The organism is Leucobacter aridicollis (assembly GCF_013409595.1).
Lineage (GTDB): Bacteria > Actinomycetota > Actinomycetes > Actinomycetales > Microbacteriaceae > Leucobacter > Leucobacter aridicollis.
In genome coordinates, this window is the sequence record NZ_JACCBD010000001.1 from 3409108 (window position 1) to 3434946 (window position 25839).

The window sequence follows — 25839 nt, forward strand, 5'->3', positions numbered from 1 at the left end:
GGCTGGCTCCTCGCGAAACCCCGTGAACACGCGAACGCCCCGCGCACCTTTCGGCGGGCGGGGCGTTCGAACCGGAGACTCCGGAGTTATTCGACCTTTTCGGCCTCGGCGAGGATCGCCTCGGGGATGGTTGCGCCCATCCGCTCCGCGGCCCCCTCGTTCACGACGTACGCGAACTCGTTCGACACCTCGACTGGCATGGTCGCAGGGTCAGCGCCCTCGAGCACCTTCAGCGCCATCTCGCCGGTCTGGTAGCCGAGCTTCGTGTAGTCGATGCCGAGCGTGATGACCGCGCCGCTCTCGACGGTGCCGGCCTCTGCGCCGATGACGGGGATCTGCTTGTCTTCAGCGACCTGCACGAGCGATGCGATGCCGGCGACGACCATGTTGTCGGTCGGCACGTAGATCGCGTCGACGTCTCCGAGCGCCTCGGTTGCCGCGGCGATGTCGTTCGCCGTGGTGACGGTCTTCGTGACGACCTCGAGCCCCAGCGGGCCAGCTGCCTCGGTCACGGCATCGACCTGCACCTGCGAGTTGACCTCGCCCGATGCGTACACGATGCCGACCTTCTTCGCGCCGGGGGCGACCTCCTTGAGCAGCGCGAGCTGCGCATCGAAGGGCGCGAGGTCGCTGGTGCCGGTGACGTTGCCGCCGGGCGCCTCGTTCGACTCGACGAGCTGGCCCTCGACCGCGTCGGTGACGGCGGTGAAGAGGATCGGCTTGTCGGTGATTGCCTGTGCCGCGGTCTGCGCAGCGGGCGTCGCCACCGCGAGCACGAGGTCGAGGTCTGAGGAGGCAAAGCCCTGCGCGATGGTGACGGCGGTCGCCTGATCGCCGTTCGCGTTCTGATCGTCCCACTCGACGTCGACGCCCGCGTCGTCAAACGCCTGCTTGAAGCCGGCGGTGGCTGCGTCGAGCGCGGGGTGCTGCACGAACTGGCTCACACCGATCTTGTACGAGGCCTTCGCCTCATCACCCGAGTCGGTTGCGGCGGGGCTGGAGCAGGCGCTCAGCGTGAGCGCAGCGGCGGCGAGGCCGGCGAGCGCGATGCCTGAGCGGCGGAACGAGGTCAGTCGCATAGTAAAACGGTCCTTCGTGAATGTGCCGCTGCAACACCGCAACGGCAGGGGAAAACGGCAAGGGCTTTGCTGTTTCCAGCATCGTACCCCGGGAGCCCCACCCGCTCACTCGCACTGCGGTGCAACAGTTACGGAAACGAGACGGGGCGTGGCAGAGCGCGGGCGCTACGCCAACAGCGCGCGGTCGTCGAAGCTCGCGCCCTTGATCTTCGCGAACTCCGCGAGCAGCATCGGCACGGTGAGCTTCGACTTCTCCTCGGCGTTCGCCTCGAACACGATCCGGCCCTCGTGCATCATGACGAGCCGGTTGCCGAGTGTGATCGCCTGCTCCATGTTGTGGGTCACCATGAGCGTCGTGAGGTTGCCCTCCGAGACGATGCGCTCGGTGAGCGTCGTCACGAGCGCGGCGCGCTGAGGGTCGAGCGCTGCCGTGTGCTCGTCGAGCAGCAGGATCCGCGGCTGGGTGAACCCAGCCATGAGCAGCGACAGCGCCTGGCGTTGACCGCCGGAGAGCAGACCAACCTTCGCGGTGAGGCGGTTCTCGAGCCCGAGTTCGAGCGACTCGAGCTCAGTGGCGAACGCCTCGCGGCGGGCCTTCGTGATGCCGCGGTGCAGCCCGCGGCGCTTGCCGCGCTGCAGGGCGAGGGCGAGGTTCTGCTCGATGGTGAGGTCGGGCGCCGTGCCAGCCATCGGATCCTGGAAGACGCGGCCGACGTAGCGGGCACGCTTGAATTCCTTCAGCTTCGAGACGGATGCGCCGTCGATCCTGATCTCGCCCGCGTCGATCGGATAGCGGCCCGAGATCGTATTCAACAGCGTGGACTTCCCCGCGCCGTTGGAGCCGATCACCGTGACGAAATCGCCCTCGGCGAGCTCCAGATTGAGGTCGACCAACGCGCGGCGCTCGTTGACGGTGCCGGCGAAGAACGTCTTCGAAATGTTCGCGATACTCAGCATGATTACGCTCCCGTCGTCGCGGCCGGCGCCGGCTGGGTCAAGGTGTCGGAGCGCTTGTTCCCGCGGTTCTTGAACGACGGGATGCGCTTCAGGAAGCCCCAGCGCGGCAGCAGCAGCGCCGCGATCACGAGCAGGGCGGTCATGAGCTTCATGTCGTCCTGGTTGAAGCCGATGCGCAGCGCGCCGAAGATGATGATGCGGTACAGCACCGCGCCGACGACCACCGCGAGGGTGGCGAGCCAGATCCAGCGCTGCCCGAGGAGCGCCTGGCCGAGGATCACGGAGGCGAGCCCGACGAGGATCACGCCGATGCCCATGCTGATGTCGGCGACGCCGTTGTACTGCGCAATGAGCGCGCCCGCGAGGCCGACGAGGCCGTTCGAGAGCGACAGGGTGAGGATCTTCATGCCGTCGGTGTTCACGCCGAACGAGCGGATCATCTGCTCGTTGTTGCCCGTCGCCTGGATCGCGAGGCCGAGATCGGTCGACAGGAACCAGTCCACGAGCAGCTTGATCGCGAACACCACCACGAGGAAGATCAGCACGACATACCAGGTCTTGCCCATCCAGCCGGCCTCACGCAGCGGGCTGATGAGCGTCTCCTCGCGGAGGAACGGGAGATTTGATTTCCCCATGATGCGCAGGTTGATCGACCAGAGCGCGATCATCGTGAGGATGCCGGCCAGCAGCCCGTCGATCTTGCCCTTCGTGTGCAGGATGCCGGTGATCGCGCCCGCGATCATGCCCGTGACGCCGCCCGCGAGCGTCGCCAGCAGCGGACTCTGGCCCGCGTGGATGAGGGCGGCTGCGGTCGCGGCGCCCGTCGTGAGGCTGCCGTCGACCGTGAGATCCGGGAAGTTCAGCACGCGAAACGTGAGATAGACCCCCAGGGCGAAAATGCCGTAGAGAAGTCCGACTTCAATTGCGCCAATCAATTCGCGCCTCCTGCTGTGTAGTGTTCATGCTCGTCTGCTCCGGCGTGAAAGCCGAGAGTAGCCCCTAGAGCAGCGCTGCCGCCGCTGGAGAGACCTCGATCACTGCGTCATTCTCATGACGCGCACCGATGGAGATGCGAATCCCATCACCTGAGAAGCAGCGTACCGAAACTCCGCGCTCCGCGAAGACTTCGGTGATCGCGTCGCTCGCCGCGCCCGCCGGAATCCACACAAAGTTCGCCTGCGACTCGAGGACGGGCAGGCCCGCCGCACGAAGCGCGGTCGTGACGCGCTCGCGCTCGGCGACGAGCACGTCGATACGCTCCTGGAGCTCGTCCTCGGCAGCAAGCGAGGCGACGCCGCCCGCCTGGGCGAGGGCGCTCAGCGCGAACGGCACTGCCGCCTTGCGCAGCGCGTCGGCGACCTCGGGCTGGGCGACGGCGTACCCGACGCGGAGCCCGGCGAGCCCGTACGCCTTCGAGAACGTGTGCAGCACGGCGACGTTCGGGTAACGCTTGAAGAAGTCGAGCCCAACCGCCGAATCCGCGTCGACGTTGAAGTGCACGTACGCCTCGTCGAGCACCACGAGCACGTTGCCCGGGACCCGCTGCATGAACGCCTCAACGTCCGCCTGCGACACCGTCGTGCCCGTCGGGTTGTTCGGGTTGCAGACGAAGATGAGCTTCGTGCGTTCGGTGATCGCGTCGGCCATCGCGGGCAGGTCGTGGGCGCCGTCGGCCGTGAGCGGCACCTGCACGGGCGTCGCGCCCGCGAGCTGGACGAGGATCGGGTATGCCTCGAACGAGCGCCACGCATACATCACCTCGTCGCCTGCCCCCGCGAGGGCGTGGATGAGCTGGGAAGCCACCTCGACCGAGCCCGCGCCGAACGCGATGTTCTCGGGTGCCACGTCGAGTCGCGCCGCGAGAGCGGCTGTGAGCTCGGGGGCCGCGATGCTCGGGTAGCGGTTGACCGACGCCGGGAGCGCTGCGGCGAGCGCGTCGAGCACCGAGGGCAGCGGATCGTACGGGTTCTCGTTCGAGGAGAGCTTCGCGCTCAGGCCGTCTGGGCCGAGCTGCGCGGGCTTTCCTGCGCGGTAGGAGGGGATGCTCTCGAACCCTGAACGGATCGACACTGACATAGGGAACTCGCTTTCAAAGAGGCTGCGTCAATCCTACGCACCCGCGCGATGCCCCACACCCACAGCCTCGCTCACACCCACACCCCACGCCCACACCCGCACCCACGCCACACACCCGCACCGAAGATCTGTGATCTGCAGTTCGAATGTCGCCCGCCGGCTGGGTGGGCATATCTCCTGCAGATCACAGATCTAGTGACTGAAGCGTCGGTGACTGAAGCGTCGTGTGGCTGAAGCGAAGCCGAAGCGCGCCTCGGTGAGCCCCTAGGCTGCGCCGCCGAACTCGCCGGTGGCGACGATGATCGCTCGGGCGAGCACCGCCTCACGCATCATGAAGCCGAGCACGGCGGGCGTCGCCTGCGGATCGATGTCGATGTGCTCGACGTCAAGCGCGTGCACGACGAACCAGTAGTGGTGCACGCCGGTGCCCTCGGGCGGCCCGGCCCCGACGAACGCGGGCTCGCGCTGCTCGTTCGGCATCATGATCGCGCCCTCTGGCAGGAGGTCGCCGCCGAGGGCGCCCGCACCTGCGGGAAGGTCGGTCACGCTCGCGGGGATGTTGGCGACCGCCCAGTGCCAGAAGCCGGAGCCTGTTGGGGCGTCAGGGTCGAAGCAGGTCACGGCAAAGCTCTTCGTCTCTGCCGGGAAGTCCGACCAGCTCAACTGGGGCGAGCGGTTCGACCCGCCGGCGCCCTCGCCGTAGAGCTCGGCGGGCAGCGGCTCGCCGTCCTGAATATCGGTGCTTACGAGGGTGAACCCTGGCTTTTCCGGCATCCCGGCGTACGGGTTCAGCGCGCCGCGACTCGGGTGACTTGTCATGGTCGCTACGCTACCTGGGAACACACGTTCTGGATAGCCGCGACCCGATAGACTGGCCTGAATATCAGCGACGCAGCAGCGATGTGGATTGGAGTGCAGCATGGCGGTCACAACCGGTTCGGAGCGTGCCCGTGGCGCGCTCTCGTATCTTCGCCGCAAGATCTCGACCGGAGAGTGGGCGGTTGGCGAGCGCATCCCGATCGAGCCCGAGCTCGCCGATCAGATGGGTGTCGGCCGTTCGACTGTCCGCGAGGCCGTCCGCTCCCTCGCGAGCATGGGCATGCTCGAGACCGCGCCCGGCCGCGGCACCTTCGTTCGCTCGGCGTCGCCGACGAGTTCGCTGCTCGACGAGTTCCTCGCGGACTTCTCGCTTGAGGAGATCCTGAGCTACCGCCGCGCGCTCGAGGTTGAGGCTGCACAGCAGGCGGCGCTGCACCGCTCCGACGAAGACCTCGCGGCGCTCGAGCAGGCGACGATCGAAGAGGTCGGCTGTTCTCGCTGCCCCGTGCTGAGTCTGACCGACTCGGGTGAGGGCGCGTTCGACAGCCGGTTTCACCGCCTGATCTTCGACGCGGCGAAGAACCGGCTGCTCGCCGCGCTCTACGCCGGCATCAACGACCAGCTGCGCACCCCGCAGCACCGCGGCCGTCTCGCGAACGTCGCGACAGGCGCCGAAATGGAGCGCGACCACCAGCGCGTACTCGAGGCGATCCGCAAGCGCGACTTCATCGACGCGGTGCACGCGATGGTCGATCATGTTGACCACGACGTTGTCATCGTGAACGATCAGCAGGAGGTCGTCCCGCCGCTCGCTCGCACCCCCGAGCAGCAGCAGCGGATCGACGACGTGCGCGACGGCCGCCCCGCGATCGTCTCGTAGCCCGGGGCCGCGTTCACGACACGGCGGACGCACTCATCCGCAGCAGCCAGCTGCGCCGGGCGGCGTGAGCCGCGCGCGACACCTCGGCGTCCTCCGTAACGAAGTCGGAGGAGTGGTACGCCCCGTCCCAGACGTGGAGCTCCGCGCTCACCCCCGCGGCCCACAGCCGCCCCGCGAAGTCGACGATCGAGTCGCGAAACACCTCGGCCGATCCGCTGTCGAGAAACACTGGCGGCAGCCCAGCGAGGTCGGCGCGCTCTCCGGGCGGCTGAGCGGCTGAGCCAGAGAGCGCGGCCTCCCACGCGACGGCGTTCGACCGCCGATCCCACGAGGCATCATCGGCGAACTGCGCTGCTGAGACGGTGTCTCGGGCGTCGAGCATGGGGCACGCGAGCAGCAGTCCCGCAAGCTTGACACCGGCGTCCCGGCACGCCAGGCCGGCCGCGGCGGCGAGGCCCCCGCCGGCGCTCTGGCCCGCGAGCACGACCGGGGCGCCGTCGGCGGTGGCGTCCCGCAGCACGTCGAGCACCGCCGCGATCATGGCGTCGAAGTTCGCGGCCGGAGCGAGCGGGTACTCGATCGTCCACACCTCAAGTTCGAGCTCCTCCGCGAATCTGCCGGCGAGGTCTGCGCCGGCGTAGCGCGTGCCGGCGATGAGCCCGCCACCGTGCAGAAACACGACCCTCAGTGCCGCGGGGCGGGGCGCCCGTGAGGCCGTGAGCACCGTCACGGCCTCACCGCGCTCGGCCGCGTGCAGGCGCCAGCGGGCACGCAACGTCTCCGGCGGCTCCGCGCGCGCGGCCGAGGCCGCCCGGTACCGCTCGATGTCGGAGGCGTCAGCGATGCCGGGCATCTCACGACGAGCGAGCTCAGCCAGCCCGGCACGCAGCTCCGCTGCCACCGCGGGGCGGGCGGGGTCGGCGGTCACGCGAGCGCTGCCACGAACCACGACGTGATCGTCGCCGGATGCGTGATCGCCGTGCCGACGCATACCGAGTGTGCTCCGGCGGCGAGCGCGGCGGCCGCCTGCTCCGGGGTGTGGATCCGCCCCTCGGCCACGATGGGCGCCTCGCAGCGTGCGGCGACCTCGGCGATGAGTTCGAGGTCGGGCCCGGTCGTCTTCGCGCGTTCGCCCGTGTACCCGGCGAGGGTGGTGCCGAGGAGATCGGCGCCCGCCTGTTCCGCGGCGACGGCGTCGGCCAGCGAACCGCAGTCGGCCATGATGAGCGCGTCGCTGCGCTCGCGGATGCCGGCGATGGTGTCCGCGAGCGTGAGCCCGTCCGGCCGGCGGCGCCTCGTCCCGTCGATGGCGATGATGTCGGCCCCGGCGGCGGCGACCGCGAGGGCGTGCTTGAGCGTCGGGGTGATGAACACGTCGGCGTCGCCGTCTTTCCAGAGCCCGACGATGGGAACGCCGAGGCCCGCGACGGATGCGATGTCGGCGAGTCCCTGCACGCGCACGGCCGCGGCACCGCCGACGACGGCCGCCGCAGCGACCTGCGCCATGGTGCGGGGATCGCGCATGGCCTCACCGGGGTAGGCCTGGCACGAAACGATGAGTCCGCCATGCAGCCGGGCGAGCGTGGCCGCCCGGGCGGGGTCCATGCGGCGGGCCGTGTCTGGTGTCGCGCGGTCGGTCATGCGGGGACTCCGTTCGTGTCGCTCGGACCGGGTGGGGCGGTCGAGGCCGGTGCGCCGGGTGGGGCGGTCGAGGCCGGTGGCCCGGCGGGGCCGGCCGCGTGGTCGAGGAAGGCCCACGCGTGCGCGGCCGCCCCGACGAGGGGGGCGTCACCGCCGAGGGCGCCGTGGAGCACCGGCAGGTCGCGGCGGTCGTCGGTGAGCTCGGCCCGCAATGCGGCAACCATCGGCTCCCACCACGCGGCGCCGATGCTCGGCACGCTGCCGCTCACGACGACCGCAGCCGGGTCGAGGATCGCCACCGCCGCCGCGATGCCTCGGCCAACGGCCGCCGCAGACTCGGCGATCGCGCGCGCCGCGTGCGCGTTCCCGGCGGTTGCGCGCGCGGCGACCTCGCGTGCGTCGGCGGCGTTCCGGTCGCCGCTGAGGGACACGTAGTGCTGGTGCAGTCCGATGCCCGATCCGATGGCTTCGAGGTGCCCGGCCCGACCACACGTGCACCGCAGGTGCTCGGCGCCCGATGCTGGCACATGCGCGAGGTCGCCGCCGCCGTGATGCGCACCGCGGAGCGGCGTCTGGCCGGTGGCGGTGTCGATCAGGATCCCCGCGCCGATCCCCGTCCCTACCGCCACGACGAGCGCGCTCGGATATCCCGCCGCCGCGCCGCGCGCGGCCTCGCCCCACGCGTGCGCGTCGACATCGTTCTGCACGACGACGGGTGGGCCGCCGACGCGTGCGAGCGCCAGGCTGACCTCGGCCGCGAGGTCCGTTCCCGCCCAGCCACGGAGGGTGTCGGTCGCGGCAACGATCCGCCCGGCGCGCACATCGACGGTGCCGGCGGTGCCGATCCCGACCGCGAGGGGCCGCAGCCCCGGCTCGCCCGCGAGCACTGTCGTGACGAGCTCGGCAACGGCCGCCACGATCGCGGCGGACCCGTCGCGCGCCGGTGTGGCCACGCGCGCGTGGCCGCGGATAGCGAGGTCCCGGCCTACGATGCCAGCGGCGATCTTTGTCCCGCCGATGTCGACGGCGACGACGACGCCAGAGGGGTCTCCGGCGCCGCCCGGCACCGGCGCGCTCATGCCCGGGCGGGAGCCGCGGCGAGGCCGGTGCGCTCGGCGATCGCTCGCACCTCCGCGATGGCGTCTGCGGCGAGCGGCTCGACAGTCACTGCCATGCCGGCGTGCGCGATGAATCCGCGCGCCTGCATAGCGACCTTGAACGCGCCGACCCCCATTGCGTCGCCCGAGTAGCCGCGGGGCGCGAACACGAGCTCGAAGCGCTCGTTCAGGCGCTCCTGCGCGTCGCGAGCGGCGTCAAAGTCGCCCCGCGCCGCGGCCTCAAACAGTCGCACGTATCCCTCGACGTCGACGTTTGCGAAGCCGGGTACGACGCCGTCAGCCCCGGCAAGAAGCATCGCATCAACGACGAGCTCGTGGCCGGTGAGCAGCTGCAGGGGTGAGCCAGCCGCGCGGTTCGCAGCGACGAGGCGACGGAACGCCACGTCGTCGCCCGAGGAGTCCTTCAGGCCGTGGATCACGCCGTCGGCCGCGAGGTCGAGCAGCAGCTCGATGCTGAGCTTCGTGTGCACGCGCACAGGCACGTCGTACGCCCACAGCGGGGCGTCGATGGCTGCGGCGATCAGCCGGAAGTGGCGGCCGATCTCGGCCTGCGAGTTCAGCGTGTACAGCGGCGCCGTCGTGACGATCGCGTCAGCGCCCGCGGCGACGAGCTTCTGGGCGGTCTCGATGATGCGGGGCGCGGTGAGCTCGATGGCGCCGGCGATGACGGGCACCCTGCCGGCGTTGGCGCGCACGATCGTCTCGAGTACGGCGACGCGCTGCGCCTCGGTGAGGTAGGCAGTCTCGCCCGTCGAACCGAGCGCGAAGAGCCCGGCGACGCCGCCGGTGATGAGCATCTCGACGACGCCGGCGAGCGACTCGTGATCGACCTCACCCTCGGGGGTGAACGGCGTGACGACCGGGGGAACAACGCCGGTAAAACGGGGGGAGGTATGCGACTGAGTCATGGTTTCTCTTCTGAGTGTGGGTGGGTGAACAGCTGGGGCGCGCGGGCCGCAGCGAGCCCGCGCGCGTGACTAGCGGCCGAGCAGCGTCGGCGCAGCCCCGAGGAGCGACCGCGTGTACGGGTCACTCGGGTGGTCGAACACGTCGGCTGCCGGGCCCGACTCGACGATGCGACCGCCGTTCATGACGGCGATCTCGTCGGAGAGGTAGCGCACCGTCTGGATGTCGTGCGAGATGAACACCATGCCGAGGCCGAGCTCGTGTTTGAGGTCGGTGAGCAAGTTGAGGATCTGCGCGCGCACCGAGACGTCCAGCGCGCTCGTTGGCTCGTCGGCGATGATGACGCGCGGATCGAGCGCGAGCGCGCGGGCGATCGCGACGCGCTGCCGCTGCCCGCCGGACAGCTGCCCGGGGAGCACCTCGAGCGCCGACTGCGGGAGCCCAACGAGCGACAGCAGCTCGCTCACGCGTGCCTCGCGTGCCGCTGGCTCGCTGATCCCGTGCACCTGCATCGGATCGAGCAGCGCTTCGCGCACCGTCATGCGGGCGTTCAGCGCCGTCGCCGGATCCTGGAACACCGCCGAGATCACCCGGCCGATGCGGCGGCGCACCGCCGTGCTGAAGCCGGGCACGACCTCGCCCTCGAAGGCGACCTCGCCCGACGTCGGCGTTTCGAGGCCGAGGAGCACTTTCGCGGCGGTTGACTTGCCCGATCCCGATTCGCCGACGATGCCGAGCGTGCGGCCCGCGTGCACCGAGAACGAGATGCCGTCGAGTGCGCGGACGATCTCGCGACGGAACATCGTCGAGTTTCGCGAGCGATAGTGCATCCGCACGTCGCGCAGCTCGATCACCGGGGTGTCGGTGCGCGCACCCGCCCCTGGGCCGATGTCGGTGGGGATCATGCGGGTGCCTCGCTCACGGTGACGGGCGCGTCGGCTGGATGCGCCAGGTAGCGTTGGGTGGTGCCGGGGATCTCCCGCAGCACCGGGGTCACGTCGCGGTAGCGCGCAGGGTCGGACGAGCGCGGCGCGAACCTGTCGCCGGCGGGGAACTCGTACGGCGACGGCACGATGCCGCTCACCTGGTGCAGCCTGTCGGAGCCGGCCTCGATCGAGAGCACCGAGCCGAGCAGGCCGCGGGTGTACTCGTGCATCGGCTGCGTGAGCAGCTCCCGGGTTGAGCCCTGCTCGACGACCTGACCCGCGTACATGACGGTGATGCGCTGCGCGATCTCGGCGACGAGCGCCAGGTCATGCGACACGAACACCATCGCGAAGCCGAGCTCGCGCTGGAGTCGCTTGAGCAGCTCAACGACCTGCGCCTGCACAGTCACGTCGAGCGCCGTGGTGGGCTCGTCCGCGATCACCAGGCGCGGATCGCGGGTGAGGGCCATCGCGATGAGCACGCGCTGCCGCTGGCCGCCCGACAGCTCGTGCGGATACGACGCGAGCGTCCGCTTCGGGTCGAGACCGACGAGCTCGAGGAGGTCCTCGGCAGTGCGCGTTCCGCCGCGGCGGGTGAGCTGCTTCATCTGCGAGTGGATCAGCATCGCGGGGTTCAGGGAGCTCAGCGCGTCCTGGTACACCATCGCGATGTCGTGGCCGCGCATCGCGTTGCGTTCCTTGTCGCCGAGCGTGAGGAGGTCGGCGCCGTCGAACGCGACCGTCCCCGACACCTGCGCCTTCGGGTCGAGCAGCCCCATGATCGCGAGCGAGGTGATCGACTTGCCGCAGCCGGACTCGCCGACGAGCGCCATGGTCTCTCCCGGGCGCACGGCGAAGCTGACGCGGTCTACGACGTTGACCTCGCCGTAGCGCGGGAACCGGATGCTCAAGTCGGTGACTTCGAGCAGCGGCGCGACGACGGCGGGGACCGGGGCAACCCGATCCGTGCGCGCGAGCTCGGCGGCGCGCAGCGCCTGGAGGCGATCTGCGAGCGGGGTGACGGGCACCTTCGGCGCGCGCGGCTCGGAGATGCCGCCCGGGATCGCGACGTTCACTCCGGTATCGACGGTCACGATGTGGCCGGTCGCCGGCTGCTCGTTCGCCGTTTCGAGCGCGGAGGTCGCTTCCTCGGTGCTCGCCGCGTCGGTCGTCACGCGGCGGGCGCGCGGCGACACCATGGCGTCGGTCATCCCCTCGGACAGGATGTTCAGCGCGAGCACGGTGATGAGGATCACCGCCCCGGCGAAGAACGTCGCCCACCAGGCCCCGCTCATGACGAGGTTGCGGCCCTCGGCGATGACGTTGCCCCAGGACGGCTCGGGGGCGGGAACGCCGGCCTGGATGAACGAGAGCGAGGCCTCGAACACGATCGCGTCGGCGACGAGCACCGTCGAGAACACGAGCACGGGCGCGATGCAGTTGCGCAGCACGTGCTTCACGATGATTCGCGGGGTTGACGATCCCATCACCCGCACCGCCGAGACGTAGTCCTCGCCGTACTGGTCGAGAATGTTCGCGCGCACCACGCGGGTGAGCTGCGGCGTGTACAGGAAAGCGATCGTGAGCACGAGCACGGGGAGCGACTGGCCGAGCACGGCAACGAACACGATCGCGAGCGCGATGCCGGGGAACGACATGATGACGTCGAGGAGTCGCATGAGGGTCTCCGAGATCGCCTTGGGGGCGGTGGCCGCGATCGTGCCAAGCACCGCCGCAGCCGCGAGCGCGACGAGCGTCGCGCCGAGGCCGATGATCAGCGAGTAGCGCGCGCCGTACAGCAGGCGCGACAGCAGATCGCGGCCCTGGCGGTCAGTGCCGAACCAGTGCTCCGCGCTCGGCGGCTGCACCGGGGTGCCGGATGCGAGCGGATCGTACGGCGCGATGAGCGGCGCGAACACCGCGCACACTGCCACCGCGAGCAGCACGACGAGGCTGATGCGTGCGCCGATGAGGAGTTCGCCGAGCCGGAGCCCGGGTCGGGAGAGTCGTTCTGTCAGCTTGCGTCGCATGTCACACCGACCTGATTCGCGGATTGATGAGGACGTAGAGCACGTCCACGATGATGTTCACGACGACGAAGGCGACGGCGACGGCGAGCGTCACGGCCTGGACGAGATTGGGCTCGTTATTCGTGACGCCGTTGAGGATGAGCATGCCCATGCCGGGGAGCGCGAAGATGATTTCGATGACGACGGCGCCGCCGAGGAGGTAGCCGACGCGGAGCCCCAGCACCGTCACCGGAGTGATGAGGGCGTTGCGGAGCACGTTGCGGCCGACGACGACCGCGCGCGGGATACCGAAGCCGAGCGCGGTGCGCACGTAGTCGCGGTCGAGCTCCTCGACCATCGCGGTGCGGACGACGCGTGAAAGCTGACCGATGACCGGGACGGCAAGCGCGAGCGCCGGCAGCGCCATGCGCGCGAGCCAGCCCGCAGGATCCTCGGTGAGCGGCGGGAGTTTGCCGGAGCTGGGGAGCAGGTTGAACTGCAGGGTCACCACCTGGATGAGCAGGATCGCGAGCCAGAATGACGGGGTCGACAGCGCGGCGATCGAGAACACTCGAATCACCTGGTCGGGCCACTGGTCGCGCCGGATCGCGGCGATCACGCCGAGCAGCGTCGCGCCGATGACCGCGATGAGCAGGCCGAGGAACGTGAGCTGCAGCGTGATCGGGAACGCGCGGGCGAGTTCGTCGACGACGGGGAGCTGGCGCGCCGAGTACGTGCCGAGGTCGCCGCGGAAGAGGCCGGCGAGGAAGCTCACGTAGCGCACGAGGAGGGGATCGTTCAGCCCCTTCGCCTCGCGATAGGCCTCGCGGTCGGCCGGCGAGGCGCCTTCGCCGAGCGCGGTGATCGCGGGGTCGACGGGCGAGAACGACATCACGAAGAAGACGAGGAACGTGATGCCAAGAAGCATCAGCGGCAGCTGCAGCAGTCGCCTGCCGATGAGCTGAAACAGGTGTGACACGGGGAATTCCTTCCGGGGAGGCCGGGGTGGTGATGCGCGATCGCGCCTCACCACCCCGGGCCGCGGGGCGGGCTACTTGGCCGCGACGCCCACGTCGAGGAACGACAGGCCGGTCGTTGAGACCGGCTCGAAGCCAACCAGGCCATCGGCATCCCACGCGGTCGGCAGCTTGCGGTGGAACAGCGGGTAGAGCGGGACCTCCTCGGAGAGCAGGTCGAAGCTCTCGTTCCAGGTCTGCTGCTGCTCGTCTCCGGTTTGCTGCACGGCCTCCTTGAGAAGGCCCTGGAGGGTGGCGAACTCGGCGCTGTCGTCCCAGTAGTAGCGGGTCTGCGGCCAGACGTTATCGCCGTACCACCACTGCATGAGCAGGTCTGCGTCGTTGCCGAACACCGAGGGGTCTCCCGGGGCGATCATCACCTGGTAGTCGCCGGCGTCGGTCTTGCCGTACTGCGCTGCACTCTGAGCAATGTCCAGGGTCGTCTTGATGCCGACTCCGTCAAGGGACTCCTTCACGAGCGGGGCGAGCTCCTTCACCCAGCCGGTGTCGGTCATGAGGATCGTGAGGTCGAGGTCGGTGACGCCGGCCTCCGCGAGCAGCGCCTTCGCCTTCTCGGGGTCGTAGGTGTAGACCGTTGACGCCTCGTGGTAGTTCGGGTGCGTCTTCGGCAGGAACGACGTCGCCGCCTCGGCGTTGCCGAGCAGACCGGTCTCGATGATCTTGTCCATGTCAAGCGCGTAGAACAGCGCCTGCCGCACGCGCACGTCGTCGAACGGCTTCACCTTGGTGTTGAACATCATGAAGAGCAGGCCGAACGACTGCACGCTCTCTACGGTTGCGGACTCGCCGAGCGCGTTCACGTCGATGTACGGCACGTCCTCCATCGCCTGGATGGTGCCGCTCGTGAGTGCGGTGGTGCGCGCGGCCGCGTCGGAGAGCAGGTTCCAGTTCATGCCAGCGGCGAGCGCCGGGTGGGGGCCGTCGTACTCCTCGTGGCGCTCGAACACGATCGCGTCGTCCGGCGTCGCCGAGACGAGCTTGTAGGGGCCGGAGCCGACGGGCTGCGCGCCGAACGCTTCAGCGTCCTGCTCGACGAGCGCCCTCGGCACGATCTTCACGACGCCGAGGCGCTCGTTGAGGAGCGAGAACGGGAAGTCGGTGGCGATCTCGACGGTGTCTTCATCGACGGCGGTGACAGTGTCGATGAAGTCGACGAATGGGGTGAAGAGGCTGCCGGATGCGGGATCCAGCACGCGCTCGTAGCTGAACACGACGTCTTCGGCGGTCACGGGGGTGCCGTCGTGGAAGGTCGCGCCCTCCCGGAGATCGATCTCGTAGTGCGTGTCGTCGATCTGCTTCGGCAGGTCCGCGGCCAGGGTGGCCTCGGGCTCCTTCGTCACCGGGTTGAGATCCACCAGGCCTTCGAAGATGTGCCAGTTCGCTGCGACGGTGACGGCGCCGGAAGCGACCATCGGGTCGAAGCTCCCGCTGAGCGCGTACGAGATGCCGGCTTCGATGATGCCGTCCGGATCCACGCTGGCTTCGGCGCCTGCGTTGGATTCGGGCTGAGCGCCGGCCCCGCCACAAGCGGTGAGGGCTAGCGCTGCGGCCAGGGTGCCCGCGGCGGTCGCGGCAAATCGTCCTGCCCGTCGTTGGGTAGTTCGGTTCATTGAGGACTCCTGAGTCTTGGAGGAAGGAACGTCTTGAGGAGATCTGACGTCCGATGTACTATAAACACATCCCCGGCCCGCGCACAAGCGTGGAATGATCAAACCAAGAACTTCGAAGGGAGCGGGACGATGACGTCACCTCGGTTGATTGATGCGCAACCGCGCGACCTGCGCATGCGACGCACCACAACCGCCGACGAGATCAAACGGCTCATCCTCGCCCGCGGGCTCGAGCCCGGCTCGCCGCTTCCCACGGAGGCTGAGCTCATCGATGCGCTCGGCGTGTCACGCTCGTCGGTGCGCGAGGCGATCCGCACCCTCTCCACCCTCGACATCGTCGACGTCCGTCACGGCCACGGCACCTACGTCGGCCAAATGTCGCTCGACCCGATGGTGCAGACCCTCGTGTTTCGTGGCGTGCTCTCGCCGGAGGGGTCGCTCGACGCCCTCCGCGAGGTCGTCGAGGTCAGGCTCGCGCTCGATCTCTCGATGGCCGAACGCGTCGTCGAGGTGGCGCGCGGCGCGCATCACCCGCGCCTCGAAGAACTCGTCGTCGAGATGGACGAGAAGGCCGCGCAGGGCGACATGTTCCTCGAAGCCGACCGCGAATTCCACACGCGGCTCTTCGAGCTCGTCGGTAACGGGCTCGCGAAGCAGCTCGTCGGCGCGTTCTGGGACGTGCACACCGCGGTCCTCCCGCAGCTCAACATCGCCCCAGCCGAAGACATCCACCAGACGGCGGCAGCGCACGGTGCGATGCTGCGCGCAGCAGTGGCCGGCGACGTCGACGCGTATCGCGCCGCCGTCGTCGACCACTACGCGCCGCTCCAGCGCTCGCTCTCCCGCTCCGCATAGCACGCGGCGGCGGGCCGGGTGCGGCCCATCCTGCGCGCACCCGTGCGGTTACGCGTCGCCGTCGAGGAGCGCGTGCAGCGCGTCTCGGACGAGCGTGGCGCCGGAGACCCCGCCGTAGTGTGCCGCGAAGCGTTCGTCGGCGACATACATCTCGCCGAGACCTCGCACGTACGCCGCAAACGCGTCGCCAGCAGGCGCGCCTGGCACCCCGCGGAGCCACTCGACGTGACGCCGCGCGAGCGCCTGCGCGCGCTCCGACGCGGGATCCTCGCCGTCGGTCGCTGCTGCGACCCAATCGGCGTTCAGCGCCGCGACCTGGTCCTGCCACCCCTGCTGCTGCTCCGCGCTCATGCTGCGCCACCAGCTGTCGCTCGCCGCGTAGGCGTTCTCGCCCCAGCGCTCAATGACCTCGTCCTTGTGTTTCGTGTGGTCAAATCCGTCAAACATGTTGGCTGCCATCAGCCCATTCCCTTCGTGTGGTGTGGTGAGCGCAGCGATCGTGCGCCGAACGGCGCCGATCTGGCGATCGACCCGGGCACGCTCCTGTTCGAGCAGGTCGAGATGCACGCCGAGGACTCGGGCCTCGGCCAAGGCGACAGCATCGGCCGACTCGCCGGCGCCGCTCCCCGCGTCCTGCGCGGCGAGCACCTCGGCGACCCGGTCGAGCCCAAGCCCGAGATCGCGCAGCAACAGCACGCGCTGCAGCCGGACAAGCGAACGGTCGCTGTAGTACCGGTATCCGTTCCGCCCGACGCGCGCCGGCCGGACCAGGCCGATCGCGTCGTAGTGCCGGAGCGTCCGCGAGGTGGTACCCGCCGCGCGGGCAATCTCCTGGATCGAGTACTCCACTGCCGTCTCCACTTCTTCGCTCAAGGCGCACACTCCGTGCGCCCGCATCTCACGGTAGAACTTGACGCTACGTCAAGGTCAAGCGATATGCCAGAACTCGTTCTCGCGCGCGGGCAGCGCGCCGCCCGACCAGGCGTAGGCTAAGACAATGGCAGCCATCCGTTTCGTCGCTATTGGAGACAGCTTTACCGAGGGAGTCGGCGACGAGCAGCCCGACGGCAGCGTGCGCGGCTGGGCCGACCTCGTCGCGCAGGGACTCGCCGACGCGACCGGCGAGCCCATCGAGTACGCCAACCTCGCGATCCGCGGCAGGCTCCTAGCCCCCATCCTCGCCGAACAGCTCGAACCGGCGATCGCGCTCGGCCCGACGATCCTGAGCTTCAACGGCGGCGGCAACGACATGCTCCGCCCAGGCACTGACATGGCGTCGATCATCGCGGCGACCGAGGGCGCCCTCACCCGCATCCAGCAGGCCGGCATCGAGCCGCTGCTGCTCGCGGGCGCGAACCCGACCGGCGGGCTCCCCTCGGGCGGCAGCGTGAGCAGGAAGGGCAGCGAGCTGACCCGCGCGGCCGGTGACGTTGCACACCGGCTCGGCGTCCGGTTCTCCAACAACTGGGACGACGCAGAGCTCGCCGGCAGCCAGTACTGGTCCATTGACCGCCTCCACCTCGCGCCAGTCGGCCACCACCGCGTCGCCGCGAATGTGCTCAGCGCCCTCGGCCACGCGGCCCCCGCCGACTGGGTCACCACCGCCCCACCGAGGGCGGCACCCACCGCGCGAGATCAGCTGCGCTACACCCGCGAGCACGTGCTGCCGTGGATCGGGCGCCGGCTGACCGGACGGTCGAGTGGCGACGGTCGGACGGCGAAGTATCCCGAATTCGTGACGATCACTCCGCGGTGACAGCGGTGCCCCGGACCCGCGCAGCGCGCAACCCGGGGCACCCGTCACCGATTGGTGCTACTGGCCGGAAGACAGCCAACGTCCGAGGGGCTTACGGGCGATGATGAGCACCGCCCCAAGGACCAGGCCGGTCGCGGACACGATCGAGAAGTACGCCGGCGACTCGATCGCGGCGAACAGCTGGCCAAGCAGACCCGAGAGCGACGAGCCGAGCGCGAGGGTCAGGAAGTTCAGGCCAACCATCTGGGACTTGAACGACTTCGGACCGATCTGGGTGGCGACCGACAGTCCGATCGGGCCAACAAACACCTCGGACGATCCTGCCATCGCCATGAACAGCAGAATGAGCGCGAGCGGGATAAAGGCGTCGCCGGTTGCCTGCGAGATGATGAGCAGGAACAGGTAGGCGCAGCCAATCTGCACCAGTCCGATGCCGAACTTGGTGACCGGCGACGGCTGGCGCGACCCCATGCTGTTCCAGAGCTTCGCGATGAGCGGCGTGATGAGCACGGCCGCGAGCGGACTCACCGTCGTGATCCACGCAACGGGGAACGTCCAGTCGCCAATCTGCAGGTTGATCCGCTCGGTGATGAGAATCGAGATCGCGGTGAACTTCTGGAAGAGCAACCCGAAGTAGATTCCCGAGAACAGGAACAGTGGCAAGTAGGCGAGCACACGGCTGCGCTCATCTCGCGTCACGCTGCGTGACGTGCACATGGTAATGAAGTAGGCGGCCGCGGCGAGCAATGCGAGGATCGTCGTTGTGCTCGCGAGGTTTTCGGCTCGCAGCATCCCCGACCAGATTGCCCCGCCAAGCACCAACAGGCCGACCACGGCCGCGCCAGCAAACACCGGGTACTTGTTGCGCGGCAGGGGGTTGTTCACGACGGAGGCTCGCTCCGGGAGCTTCTTCCACGACACGAGATACTGCACGAGGGCGCCAGCCATGCCCACGGCGGCGAGCCCAAAGCCCCAGTGGAAGCCGTACTCGTTCTGCACCCAGCCGGTCGTCAGCGGGCCGACAACGGCACCGATGTTGATCGCCATGTAGAAGTAGGAGAAGCTGACGTCACGCTCCTGCTGCGGGCGCCCCTCGACGAGGAACCCAACGATCGAGGTGATGTTGGTCTTGAGCGCGCCGGTGCCGATGACGATGAGCACGAGCCCGATCCCGAGTCCGCCGAGGCCCTGGGCGAAGGCGAGCACGATGTGGCCGGCCATGATGACGATGGCGCCGAAGAGCACCATGAGCTTGGGCGCAACGAGGCGGTCACCAAACCAGGCTCCAATCACCTGCGCAAGGTAGACGGCGCCGCCGTAGGCCCCGACGATGCCAGCCGCTGCCGCCGGGGCGACCTCGAGCCCGCCGTCTGCGAGGGAATAGAGCAGGTAGAAGGACAGAATTCCCTGTAGCCCGTAGAAGGAATAGCGCTCCCACAGCTCGGTGAAGGCCATGCTCCAGACGCCGCGTGGCAGCTTCGCCTTGCGTGGGGGCGGCACGCTGTCCGCCCGGGGTGTCGTAATCGAGTGGGTCATTCGTGCAGCCCTGCCAATCGTGATCCAAATCGTGCAATGAGTGAGGTATTTTCGGAGTTTCGCGACTCCTCCCACGAGTCAGCCACGCCGAAGAGGCTGTACATCGCGTGGACGCCGACCCATCGGATCGGTTCGGGTTCCCAGGTGCCTGAGTTGTGGTCGTTCCAGGGCAGCTGCGTGAGCTGCGTGGTCTTCCCCTCGACCCTGTCCAGCAGCGTGCGGGCAGCGAGGTTCGTTGCGGTGACGCCGTGCCCCGCGTAGCCGCGCGCGTTTCCGATGCCCGTCGCCGGGTCGAAATAGATGCCCGCACACCAATCGCGCGTCACGCCGATAGCCCCGCGCCACGCGTGGTCGATCTCGATGTCCGCGCTGGGGAAGAAGAACTCGAGGCGATCCCTGAGCGTCTTGATCGTCCTCGCGTCGACGACTCCCTCGCCGGGGAGGCCCGAGGCGTACGCGTAGGGAGTGCCACGGCCACCGATCGCAATTCGATTGTCCGCCGTTCGCTGAGCATAGACGAAGGTGTGCGCGCCGTCGTTCAGGCATTCGCGTCCATCCCACCCGATCCGCGTCCAGTCTGCGTCGCGGAGGGGCTTGGTGACGATCATGGAGGAGTTCACGGGAATCACCTCTCGGCGTCCGAAGCCGGGTCCGTCGCTCTCGACAGTTCCGGTGAACGCCTCAAGGCAGCTGAGGATGATCCGCCCGCGAACTACTCCGCGCGTTGTCGTGGCCGCGTGCGGATCGATCCGCACCACCTCAGCGTGCTCACGAATGGTGACGCCCTTGGCCTCGACAACGTCAGCGAGGCCGCGGGTGAGCTTCGCCGGGTCCACGCGCGCGGTATCCCGGTAGTACATCCCGCCCAGCGCCGGAACAATGCCGATGCGCTCCTTGAACGCGGCGGCGTCGAGCAGCTCGATCGACTCCGGCTCGTAGCCGTTCTCGAGGTTCGCGCGGTACGTGGCCTGCAGCCGCTTCAACGCAGCCGGGGTCGTGGCAGCCTGCAGTTGCCCGCCCCGGTGCTGGTCCGCGCTGATCCCCTCGCTGTCGAGGACGCGTAGCGTCTCGGTGATCGCCGCACTCATCTCGTGCTGGAATGCGCGAACCGCCCCCTTCCCGTCGAGGCCGCGCTTGTTCGCTGCCTTGGCGTAGACCGCGCGATTGCCGGGAATGAGCGTCGATACCCATCCCCCGTTGCGGCCGGATCCGCCGTAGCCGACCTCGTGGGAGTCGAGCACGGTGATGCGCCACTCCGGGTGCGCCTGCGCCGCGTAGTAGGCGGTCCAGAGCCCCGTCATGCCGCCGCCAACGATGACAAGGTCCTGCTCTTCGTCAGGAAGCGCGCCGCGGCGTGACGGCGCCGCGGCGCGCGCCAGGCCGGCCGATTCGGGAGCGCGCATCCAATGCGAGATCTCGCCGTTCGTGTAGTGAGTCACCTTCGTGGTGTCCTTCCCAATAGTGGTGTGAGTGCGAAATGTGCATGGCAAAGCAGCGCGACGGCGCGGCGAACAGCGCCGACGCTCGTCGGCGGATCATTCAGTTATCGCAAGCGGCGGCGTCAGTAGGTCGGCGGCGCCATTGTCCACAGCACCCGCGCTTGCGCCGTGCCGCTCGCCTCGACCACGCGATGCGGCTCGCTGCTGTTGTAGTGGAGTGAGTCGAGTTCGCCAAGCTCGTAGGTGTCATCCCCGACGGTGACGATGACCTGACCTGAGATCACGACAAGGACCTCCTCGGAGGCGCCGTGCGTGTACTGCCCGTCGCCAGTCGACCCGCCGGGCTCGAACAGCCCGATCAGCACCTCAAGGTGATCAAAGTGAGACGGGGTGAGCTTGAGCTTGGTCGCTCCGTTGCCAAACGCGAAACCCTGCGCGTCGCGGAAACGTTGCACCCGGCTGCTCGCTTCGGCCTCCGGCGCATCGAACAGGTCGCCAACGCTGAGCTTCAGCACCCCGCAGATGCTCTGGAGCGCACGCACACTCCCGTTGGAGTGGCCCCGCTCGATCTGCGAGATGAATCCCTGGGTGAGGCCGCTCCCCTCGGCAACGTCCTTGAGGGTGAGGCCGAGCGCGCGGCGACGCCGCTTCAGGCGTGCTCCGACGGTGGAGCCTCCGGGCGCCTCGGTGCGTGGCTCGGCAGCGAGTTCCACAGGGTCATTCATTGACATGCTGCGAATCTAACACAGCTTTGATATTTGTACAAAAAACTTTACTGAGGTGTGAGCGCCACGTCTTACCGCTCGGCGGCGGAACACTCCGGGCACAGCCCGAACAGATCGACAACGTGGCCGATCTCGGTGAAGCCGTGCTCGGCGCCGACGCGCCCCGCCCACTCTTCGACGACGGTCGCGGCGAGCTCCCGGGTCTCGCCGCACCGGCGGCACACGAGGTGGTGGTGGTGCGTCGAGGTCTCGCAGGATCTGAACAGCGTCTCGCCCTCGGGCGACTGCAGCGAGTCGGCGTCGCCGACCTCCGCGAGGTGCGCGAGCGCGCGGTAGACGGTCGCGAGGCCGACCGTCGAGCCGCCCTCCTTGAGCCGCCTGTGGAGCTCTTGGGCGCTCACGAATCCGGGCGCATCAACGAGTTCAACGCGCACCGCCTCGCGCTGCCAGGTATTTCGCTTCGGCTGCATCACTCACCTCCCGTGATCACTGCAGCTGGAGTCTTCCTCTCTACGGTATCGGAGACCGGCTTCGGGCGTCGCCTGAACGTCGCCGACGCGCCGAGCGCGAGCACGTAGATCACGGTGGCCGCAAGGCCGATCGAGCCGCCGGCCGCGATATTCCACTCGCGCGACGCCCACAGGCCGAGCAGCCCACTCGCGACGCCGAGCGTAGCCGCGATGGGCGGCACCCACGCGATCGTCGGGGCGAGCAGCCGCGCGGCCGCGGCGGGGGCGATCAGGATCGCGACACCAAGAATCGCGCCCACCGCCGGCATCGACACGACGACCGATGCCGCGATGATGCCAACGACGACAAACTCCACGGGGCCAGAGCGGAAGCCCGCGGCCGTAAACCCGGCGGGGTCGAACGTGTGGAAGAGGATCCGCCTGCCGAACACGGCGAGCGCGACGATCGAGGCGAGCAGCACCGCCGCGGTCGCGGAAATGTCGCCGAAGGTCACGCTGAGCGGCGACCCAACGAGCAGGGCATCGACGGGCACCCCCAGGCCGGGGTTCGCGCTCGACAGCAGTGCACCGAGCGCGAACCCGAGCGCGAGCACGATCCCGCTCGACACCTGGCCACCCTGCCTCGGCACCCGAGACAGGGCGCCCATGAGAAGCACGAGCAGCGCGGCGAACAGCGCCTGCCCGACGAGCAGGTTCCAGCCGGCAAGAGCGAAAATCACGCCCCCGGGAAATGTCGCATGACTCAGCGCGATCGCGAAGAACGAGCGCCCACGGAACACGATCAGGGTCCCAGCGATACCGGCGAGCAGGCCGAGCAGCACGAGTTCGAATGCCGCCAGAGCGAAGTAACTCACGGGCACACCCCCGCGTTCACGTTCGGCATGACGGGCAGGGCCGCCGCCATTCGGCGTGCGCGCCCGCGCTTCGCGACGTGCACGAGCTGGGACACCGCGACCGCCGCGCCGTAGAGGGCGACAAGCGCGAGCACGATGAGGGCGCCGGGCGACGCCGAAACCGAACCCCGCAGCGACCACTCAAACGAGCCCCAGAGCCCGCCGATCCCGGCGACGAGTGTCACGAGCGCCGCAGCGGGCGCGAGCAACGCGAGGCGACGGGTGAGCAGTCGCGCGACGGCGACCGGGACGACGAGGATCGCGACAACCATGAGCACCCCGAGCGCCTGCACGCCCGCGACGACGAGTAGTGCCACCGCGACGTTCAACGCGAGATCCGTGCGAAACGCGCTGAACCCTGCCGATTCGAAGCCTGCGGGGTCGAACGCGCGGTACAGCTGCGCGCGTCGCGTGACCACGACGATGCCGATCGCGATGACCGCCACGATCGCGATCTGCGCGAGCTGGGCCTCGGTGACCGTGAGGATCCGCCCGAACAATAGCTCCTGCAACTGCGAGACGTAGCCGTCTCCCCGAGACACAAGCACAATGCCGAGGCTGAACAGCCCGGTGAGCACCACCGCGATCCCGGCGTCGCGCGCGGCAACGCTCCCCGAGCTTCGGGCGCCAGCGCGGCCGAGGAACGTAAACAGCAGCGCGGCGACGAGGGCCGCGCCGACGGCGCCGGGAAGTAGCCCAGCGGTGCCGCCCGCGAGCGATCCGATCACCAGGCCGGGAAAGACCGCGTGCACGAGCCCGTCGCTCACGAATTCGAGCTCCCGGAAGTTGATGAACACTCCAACCACCGCAGCGGCGACCGCCAGCAGGGCGATCGCGATGAGCGCGCGCTGCATGAACGGCAGCGCGAAGATGCTCGCGAGCCCCGGCGCCGCCTGGGCAAGCCAGCCGGTCACGGCGCGTCGACCTCTCGCGTGGTCGTGACGGTGTGCTGGTCGAGCTCGACCGTGGAGTCGTGGAACGCGTGCTGCACCGCGTCGAGCGTCAGCGCGTCCTCGAGCGTGCCGAACGCCGCAGGGTGGCCGGGCTCTCCCGGCTCGTGTCCGCTCGCGAGCAGCAGCACGTGCGTGCAGGCTGCCTTCGCGATCTCGAGGTCGTGGGTGGACACGATAACCGTGCGACCCTCGTCGCGCTGGCGGGCCACGAGGTCAAGCAGCATCTCTCGGTTTTCGCGGTCGAGCCCGTTGAACGGCTCGTCGAGCAGCAGCAGACGCGGGTTCGAGACGAGGGCGCGCGCGAGGATCGCTCGCTGCTGCTGCCCGCCCGACAGCTCACCGAAAATGCGATTCGCGAACGCCTCGAGGCCCACGAGTCGAATCGCAGTCGCGATGGCGTCGCGCCCCGACTTGCCGATCCGCCCGAACGCACCGGCCTCGCGGTAGAGGCCCATACCCACCACGGTTCGAACCGTGACGGGCAGGCTGGTGTCGCGGGCGTCGGACTGCGGCAGGGTGCCAACGTTCCGGCGGGCTGCAGCAGGCGCCTCCCCGAGCACGCGCACGGCGCCACCGGTGAGGTCTGCGAGGCCGAGAATCCCGCGCAGCAGGGTGGACTTGCCCGAGCCGTTGGGGCCGATAAGCGCGACTGCGGCGCCAGTGGGCACGTCGAGCGTCAGGTTCTGTACCCGGGTCTCGCCGCCGTAGCCGAACGACGCTCCGTCGAGCGCAAGGGCTACTCGAGCAGTGTCTGTCATGAATGCTCCCCCAGGGCCTCCGGAACGGGGCCAGGCGTCGCGCCCCAGGCTTCGAGGATAACGCGGGTGTTGTGGACGGTTGCGTCGACGTAGGTCTCCGCGCCGCTGCCGGCGGCGCCGAGCGAGTCTGCATAGAGCGCGTCGCCGTCGACGACGGTGATGCCCGTCTCGCGTGCGATCGTCTGCGCGAGCTTCGGGCTCATCGACGACTCCACGAAGATCGCCCGCACACCCCGGTCGCGGATCTTGGCGCTGAGGGCATCGAGCTCCGCGGCGCTGGGCTCGGCGTTGTCCTCGAAGCTCGGCATGATCGCACCGGCGTAGGCGATGTCGTAGTCGTGGAGGAAGTAGCGGAGCGAGTCGTGACCGCTGACGAGCACGCGATCCGCTGCGGGCACGGCCGCGAATTGCTCGCCCACCCAGGCGTCAAGCGCGGCGAGCTGTTCCTCGTAGGCCGCGGCGCGCGTCTCGTAGTCCGCGGCGTGGGCTGGGTCCGCCGCCGCCAGCCCACGCGCAACCTCGGCAGCCATTGCGCTCGCGTATCGTGGCGAGGTCCAGATGTGGGGGTTGAGGTCGCCGTGGTCGTGGCCCTCGTGGCCCGCTTCGTCGCCGCCGTGGTCGTGGTCGGCATGGTCCGATGCTTCGGCGTGGTCATGTTCCGCGTGGTCGTCGCTCTCGTGAGCGGCGTCCTCAGCCTCGGCAGTATGGTCATGATCTGCGTCGCCATGATCCGCGTGGTCATGACCGGAGTGGTCAGCGACTTCCCCCGTCTCCGCCTCGAGCTCGCCCTCGGCGGTGATCTCCTTCGCCTCGGCGAGGTCGATCCCGTCGGCGGCGGTCACCAGCTCGCCGTTGAAGCCGGAGGCCTCGATCGCAGAGTCAATGAACCCCTCGAGCTCCGCGCCGTTCACGATCAGCACGTCTGCCTGGCTGAGCGCGACAAGCTCCTTTGGCGACGGGTCGAAGTGATGGGCGGAGGCGCCCGGCTGGAGCAGGCTCGTCAGCGCGATGTCGTCGCCGCCGATGTGGCTGGCGAAGTCCGCGAGCTGCGTCGTGGTTGCGACGACGGCGAGGGTGTCGCTGTCCGCGCCCTCGGCCGCGGGGCTGCATGCGCTGAGCGCGAGGACTGCGGCGAGCGCCGGGACAACGATCGCTCCGTGACGGGAGCGTGAGAGCTTGGACATGTAACACCTTCTAAATGAGAACGAGTCTCAGTCTACGCCCGATTGAGAACGATTCGCAACAAGGCGTGTCGTGCGCAGATCACGGTCGCTATCGTCGGTCCTGCGGCATCGACAACTCTCACCACCTCATCCCCGCACGGCCCTGCTCGAACCTCCTACTGCCTTGACTCGCCCACCATCGCCGGGGCTAGCATGGCGGTACCCACGACCAA

Annotated in this window: 25 protein-coding genes; 3 read left to right on the forward strand and 22 right to left on the reverse strand. The window is 69.0% G+C overall.

Features of this window, described 5'->3' with window-relative positions; translation table 11 throughout:
- Window positions 1-86: 86 nt before the first annotated feature.
- From BJ960_RS15650 to BJ960_RS15670, 5 genes are all read right to left on the reverse strand, one after another.
- A complete protein-coding gene (locus BJ960_RS15650) occupies window positions 87-1079 on the reverse strand; it encodes an ABC transporter substrate-binding protein (protein WP_185987969.1) in 993 nt (330 codons plus the stop codon).
- 165 nt (window positions 1080-1244) lie between these two features.
- The gene (locus BJ960_RS15655; protein ID WP_121074980.1) at window positions 1245-2036 is read right to left on the reverse strand and encodes an ABC transporter ATP-binding protein; all 792 of its coding nucleotides are present in this window, start codon (window positions 2034-2036) and stop codon (window positions 1245-1247) included.
- A 2-nt stretch (window positions 2037-2038) separates the two neighbouring features.
- Window positions 2039-2971, reverse strand: coding sequence for an ABC transporter permease (locus BJ960_RS15660; RefSeq protein ID WP_185987970.1), 933 nt, complete (start codon window positions 2969-2971; stop codon window positions 2039-2041).
- Window positions 2972-3035: 64 nt separating this feature from the next.
- Entirely contained in the window at window positions 3036-4112 is a 1077-nt protein-coding gene (gene hisC / locus BJ960_RS15665) for a histidinol-phosphate transaminase (RefSeq protein WP_185987971.1), read from the reverse strand.
- Window positions 4113-4376: 264 nt separating this feature from the next.
- Window positions 4377-4931: a YbhB/YbcL family Raf kinase inhibitor-like protein gene (locus BJ960_RS15670; protein ID WP_121074971.1), complete on the reverse strand. Its 555-nt coding sequence runs from the start codon at window positions 4929-4931 to the stop codon at window positions 4377-4379.
- 100 nt (window positions 4932-5031) lie between these two features.
- On the opposite strand from BJ960_RS15670, the gene BJ960_RS15675 reads away from it, so the two are divergent.
- Entirely contained in the window at window positions 5032-5811 is a 780-nt protein-coding gene (locus BJ960_RS15675) for a FadR/GntR family transcriptional regulator (protein WP_185987972.1), read from the forward strand.
- 13 nt (window positions 5812-5824) lie between these two features.
- Here BJ960_RS15675 and BJ960_RS15680 read toward each other — a convergent pair whose 3' ends face one another.
- The 8 genes from BJ960_RS15680 to BJ960_RS15715 form a co-directional block, all read right to left on the reverse strand.
- Entirely contained in the window at window positions 5825-6760 is a 936-nt protein-coding gene (locus tag BJ960_RS15680; RefSeq protein ID WP_185987973.1) for an alpha/beta hydrolase, read from the reverse strand.
- A complete protein-coding gene (locus BJ960_RS15685; protein ID WP_202229228.1) occupies window positions 6736-7416 on the reverse strand; it encodes an N-acetylmannosamine-6-phosphate 2-epimerase in 681 nt (226 codons plus the stop codon). The genes BJ960_RS15680 and BJ960_RS15685 overlap by 25 nt, the downstream gene beginning before the upstream one ends.
- A gap of 32 nt (window positions 7417-7448) precedes the next feature.
- On the reverse strand, window positions 7449-8531 hold the full coding sequence (locus BJ960_RS15690) for an ROK family protein (RefSeq protein ID WP_185987975.1): 1083 nt from the start codon (window positions 8529-8531) through the stop codon (window positions 7449-7451).
- Window positions 8528-9478 (reverse strand): dihydrodipicolinate synthase family protein, encoded by a 951-nt coding sequence (locus BJ960_RS15695; protein ID WP_185987976.1) that lies wholly within the window; start codon window positions 9476-9478, stop codon window positions 8528-8530. Before BJ960_RS15695 ends, BJ960_RS15690 begins: the two co-directional genes overlap by 4 nt.
- Window positions 9479-9547: 69 nt before the next feature.
- On the reverse strand, window positions 9548-10381 hold the full coding sequence (locus tag BJ960_RS15700) for an ABC transporter ATP-binding protein (RefSeq protein WP_185987977.1): 834 nt from the start codon (window positions 10379-10381) through the stop codon (window positions 9548-9550).
- The gene (locus tag BJ960_RS15705) at window positions 10378-12432 is read right to left on the reverse strand and encodes a dipeptide/oligopeptide/nickel ABC transporter permease/ATP-binding protein (protein ID WP_185987978.1); all 2055 of its coding nucleotides are present in this window, start codon (window positions 12430-12432) and stop codon (window positions 10378-10380) included. Before BJ960_RS15705 ends, BJ960_RS15700 begins: the two co-directional genes overlap by 4 nt.
- Window position 12433: 1 nt before the next feature.
- The gene (locus BJ960_RS15710; protein WP_185987979.1) at window positions 12434-13390 is read right to left on the reverse strand and encodes an ABC transporter permease; all 957 of its coding nucleotides are present in this window, start codon (window positions 13388-13390) and stop codon (window positions 12434-12436) included.
- Between the two features lie 72 nt (window positions 13391-13462).
- Entirely contained in the window at window positions 13463-15058 is a 1596-nt protein-coding gene (locus tag BJ960_RS15715) for an ABC transporter substrate-binding protein (protein ID WP_185987980.1), read from the reverse strand.
- 129 nt (window positions 15059-15187) lie between these two features.
- Here BJ960_RS15715 and BJ960_RS15720 point away from each other — a divergent pair, with 129 nt between their 5' ends.
- Window positions 15188-15913, forward strand: coding sequence for a FadR/GntR family transcriptional regulator (locus tag BJ960_RS15720; RefSeq protein WP_237463783.1), 726 nt, complete (start codon window positions 15188-15190; stop codon window positions 15911-15913).
- Window positions 15914-15961: 48 nt separating this feature from the next.
- Here the strand turns inward: BJ960_RS15720 and BJ960_RS15725 are convergent, their stop codons facing one another.
- Window positions 15962-16762, reverse strand: coding sequence for a MerR family transcriptional regulator (locus BJ960_RS15725; RefSeq protein WP_185988342.1), 801 nt, complete (start codon window positions 16760-16762; stop codon window positions 15962-15964).
- Between the two features lie 148 nt (window positions 16763-16910).
- On the opposite strand from BJ960_RS15725, the gene BJ960_RS15730 reads away from it, so the two are divergent.
- The gene (locus BJ960_RS15730; protein WP_121074962.1) at window positions 16911-17669 is read left to right on the forward strand and encodes an SGNH/GDSL hydrolase family protein; all 759 of its coding nucleotides are present in this window, start codon (window positions 16911-16913) and stop codon (window positions 17667-17669) included.
- 57 nt (window positions 17670-17726) lie between these two features.
- Here the strand turns inward: BJ960_RS15730 and BJ960_RS15735 are convergent, their stop codons facing one another.
- The 8 genes from BJ960_RS15735 to BJ960_RS15770 form a co-directional block, all read right to left on the reverse strand.
- On the reverse strand, window positions 17727-19205 hold the full coding sequence (locus tag BJ960_RS15735; RefSeq protein WP_185987981.1) for a peptide MFS transporter: 1479 nt from the start codon (window positions 19203-19205) through the stop codon (window positions 17727-17729).
- Window positions 19202-20644, reverse strand: a complete 1443-nt coding sequence (locus BJ960_RS15740; protein WP_185987982.1) for an NAD(P)/FAD-dependent oxidoreductase — start codon at window positions 20642-20644, stop codon at window positions 19202-19204. The genes BJ960_RS15735 and BJ960_RS15740 overlap by 4 nt, the downstream gene beginning before the upstream one ends.
- A 122-nt stretch (window positions 20645-20766) precedes the next feature.
- Window positions 20767-21375 carry a helix-turn-helix domain-containing protein gene (locus tag BJ960_RS15745; protein ID WP_202229222.1) on the reverse strand — a complete coding sequence of 203 codons (609 nt, stop codon included), beginning with the start codon at window positions 21373-21375 and terminating at the stop codon, window positions 20767-20769.
- Window positions 21376-21440: 65 nt separating this feature from the next.
- Window positions 21441-21839, reverse strand: a complete 399-nt coding sequence (locus tag BJ960_RS15750) for a Fur family transcriptional regulator (protein WP_185987983.1) — start codon at window positions 21837-21839, stop codon at window positions 21441-21443.
- Window positions 21839-22693, reverse strand: coding sequence for a metal ABC transporter permease (locus tag BJ960_RS15755; RefSeq protein ID WP_185987984.1), 855 nt, complete (start codon window positions 22691-22693; stop codon window positions 21839-21841). Before BJ960_RS15755 ends, BJ960_RS15750 begins: the two co-directional genes overlap by 1 nt.
- Window positions 22690-23646: a metal ABC transporter permease gene (locus tag BJ960_RS15760; RefSeq protein ID WP_307814730.1), complete on the reverse strand. Its 957-nt coding sequence runs from the start codon at window positions 23644-23646 to the stop codon at window positions 22690-22692. Before BJ960_RS15760 ends, BJ960_RS15755 begins: the two co-directional genes overlap by 4 nt.
- Window positions 23643-24443 (reverse strand): metal ABC transporter ATP-binding protein, encoded by an 801-nt coding sequence (locus BJ960_RS15765; protein ID WP_185987985.1) that lies wholly within the window; start codon window positions 24441-24443, stop codon window positions 23643-23645. The genes BJ960_RS15760 and BJ960_RS15765 overlap by 4 nt, the downstream gene beginning before the upstream one ends.
- On the reverse strand, window positions 24440-25627 hold the full coding sequence (locus tag BJ960_RS15770) for a metal ABC transporter substrate-binding protein (RefSeq protein ID WP_185987986.1): 1188 nt from the start codon (window positions 25625-25627) through the stop codon (window positions 24440-24442). The genes BJ960_RS15765 and BJ960_RS15770 overlap by 4 nt, the downstream gene beginning before the upstream one ends.
- Window positions 25628-25839 lie beyond the last annotated feature (212 nt).

What these genes read in the sequence shown, in the direction of transcription:
- BJ960_RS15650 (WP_185987969.1), bottom strand. Translation starts at nt 1,079, where the DNA reads ATGCGACTGACCTCGTTCCGCCGCTCAGGCATCGCGCTCGCCGGCCTC.
- BJ960_RS15655 (WP_121074980.1), bottom strand. Translation starts at nt 2,036, where the DNA reads ATGCTGAGTATCGCGAACATTTCGAAGACGTTCTTCGCCGGCACCGTC.
- hisC (WP_185987971.1), bottom strand. Translation starts at nt 4,112, where the DNA reads ATGTCAGTGTCGATCCGTTCAGGGTTCGAGAGCATCCCCTCCTACCGC.
- BJ960_RS15670 (WP_121074971.1), bottom strand. Translation starts at nt 4,931, where the DNA reads ATGACAAGTCACCCGAGTCGCGGCGCGCTGAACCCGTACGCCGGGATG.
- BJ960_RS15675 (WP_185987972.1), top strand. Translation starts at nt 5,032, where the DNA reads ATGGCGGTCACAACCGGTTCGGAGCGTGCCCGTGGCGCGCTCTCGTAT.
- BJ960_RS15685 (WP_202229228.1), bottom strand. Translation starts at nt 7,416, where the DNA reads ATGGACCCCGCCCGGGCGGCCACGCTCGCCCGGCTGCATGGCGGACTC.
- BJ960_RS15690 (WP_185987975.1), bottom strand. Translation starts at nt 8,531, where the DNA reads ATGAGCGCGCCGGTGCCGGGCGGCGCCGGAGACCCCTCTGGCGTCGTC.
- BJ960_RS15695 (WP_185987976.1), bottom strand. Translation starts at nt 9,478, where the DNA reads ATGACTCAGTCGCATACCTCCCCCCGTTTTACCGGCGTTGTTCCCCCG.
- BJ960_RS15700 (WP_185987977.1), bottom strand. Translation starts at nt 10,381, where the DNA reads ATGATCCCCACCGACATCGGCCCAGGGGCGGGTGCGCGCACCGACACC.
- BJ960_RS15705 (WP_185987978.1), bottom strand. Translation starts at nt 12,432, where the DNA reads ATGCGACGCAAGCTGACAGAACGACTCTCCCGACCCGGGCTCCGGCTC.
- BJ960_RS15715 (WP_185987980.1), bottom strand. Translation starts at nt 15,058, where the DNA reads ATGAACCGAACTACCCAACGACGGGCAGGACGATTTGCCGCGACCGCC.
- BJ960_RS15720 (WP_237463783.1), top strand. Translation starts at nt 15,188, where the DNA reads ATGACGTCACCTCGGTTGATTGATGCGCAACCGCGCGACCTGCGCATG.
- BJ960_RS15730 (WP_121074962.1), top strand. Translation starts at nt 16,911, where the DNA reads ATGGCAGCCATCCGTTTCGTCGCTATTGGAGACAGCTTTACCGAGGGA.
- BJ960_RS15735 (WP_185987981.1), bottom strand. Translation starts at nt 19,205, where the DNA reads ATGACCCACTCGATTACGACACCCCGGGCGGACAGCGTGCCGCCCCCA.
- BJ960_RS15745 (WP_202229222.1), bottom strand. Translation starts at nt 21,375, where the DNA reads ATGTCAATGAATGACCCTGTGGAACTCGCTGCCGAGCCACGCACCGAG.
- BJ960_RS15750 (WP_185987983.1), bottom strand. Translation starts at nt 21,839, where the DNA reads ATGCAGCCGAAGCGAAATACCTGGCAGCGCGAGGCGGTGCGCGTTGAA.
- BJ960_RS15765 (WP_185987985.1), bottom strand. Translation starts at nt 24,443, where the DNA reads ATGACAGACACTGCTCGAGTAGCCCTTGCGCTCGACGGAGCGTCGTTC.
- BJ960_RS15770 (WP_185987986.1), bottom strand. Translation starts at nt 25,627, where the DNA reads ATGTCCAAGCTCTCACGCTCCCGTCACGGAGCGATCGTTGTCCCGGCG.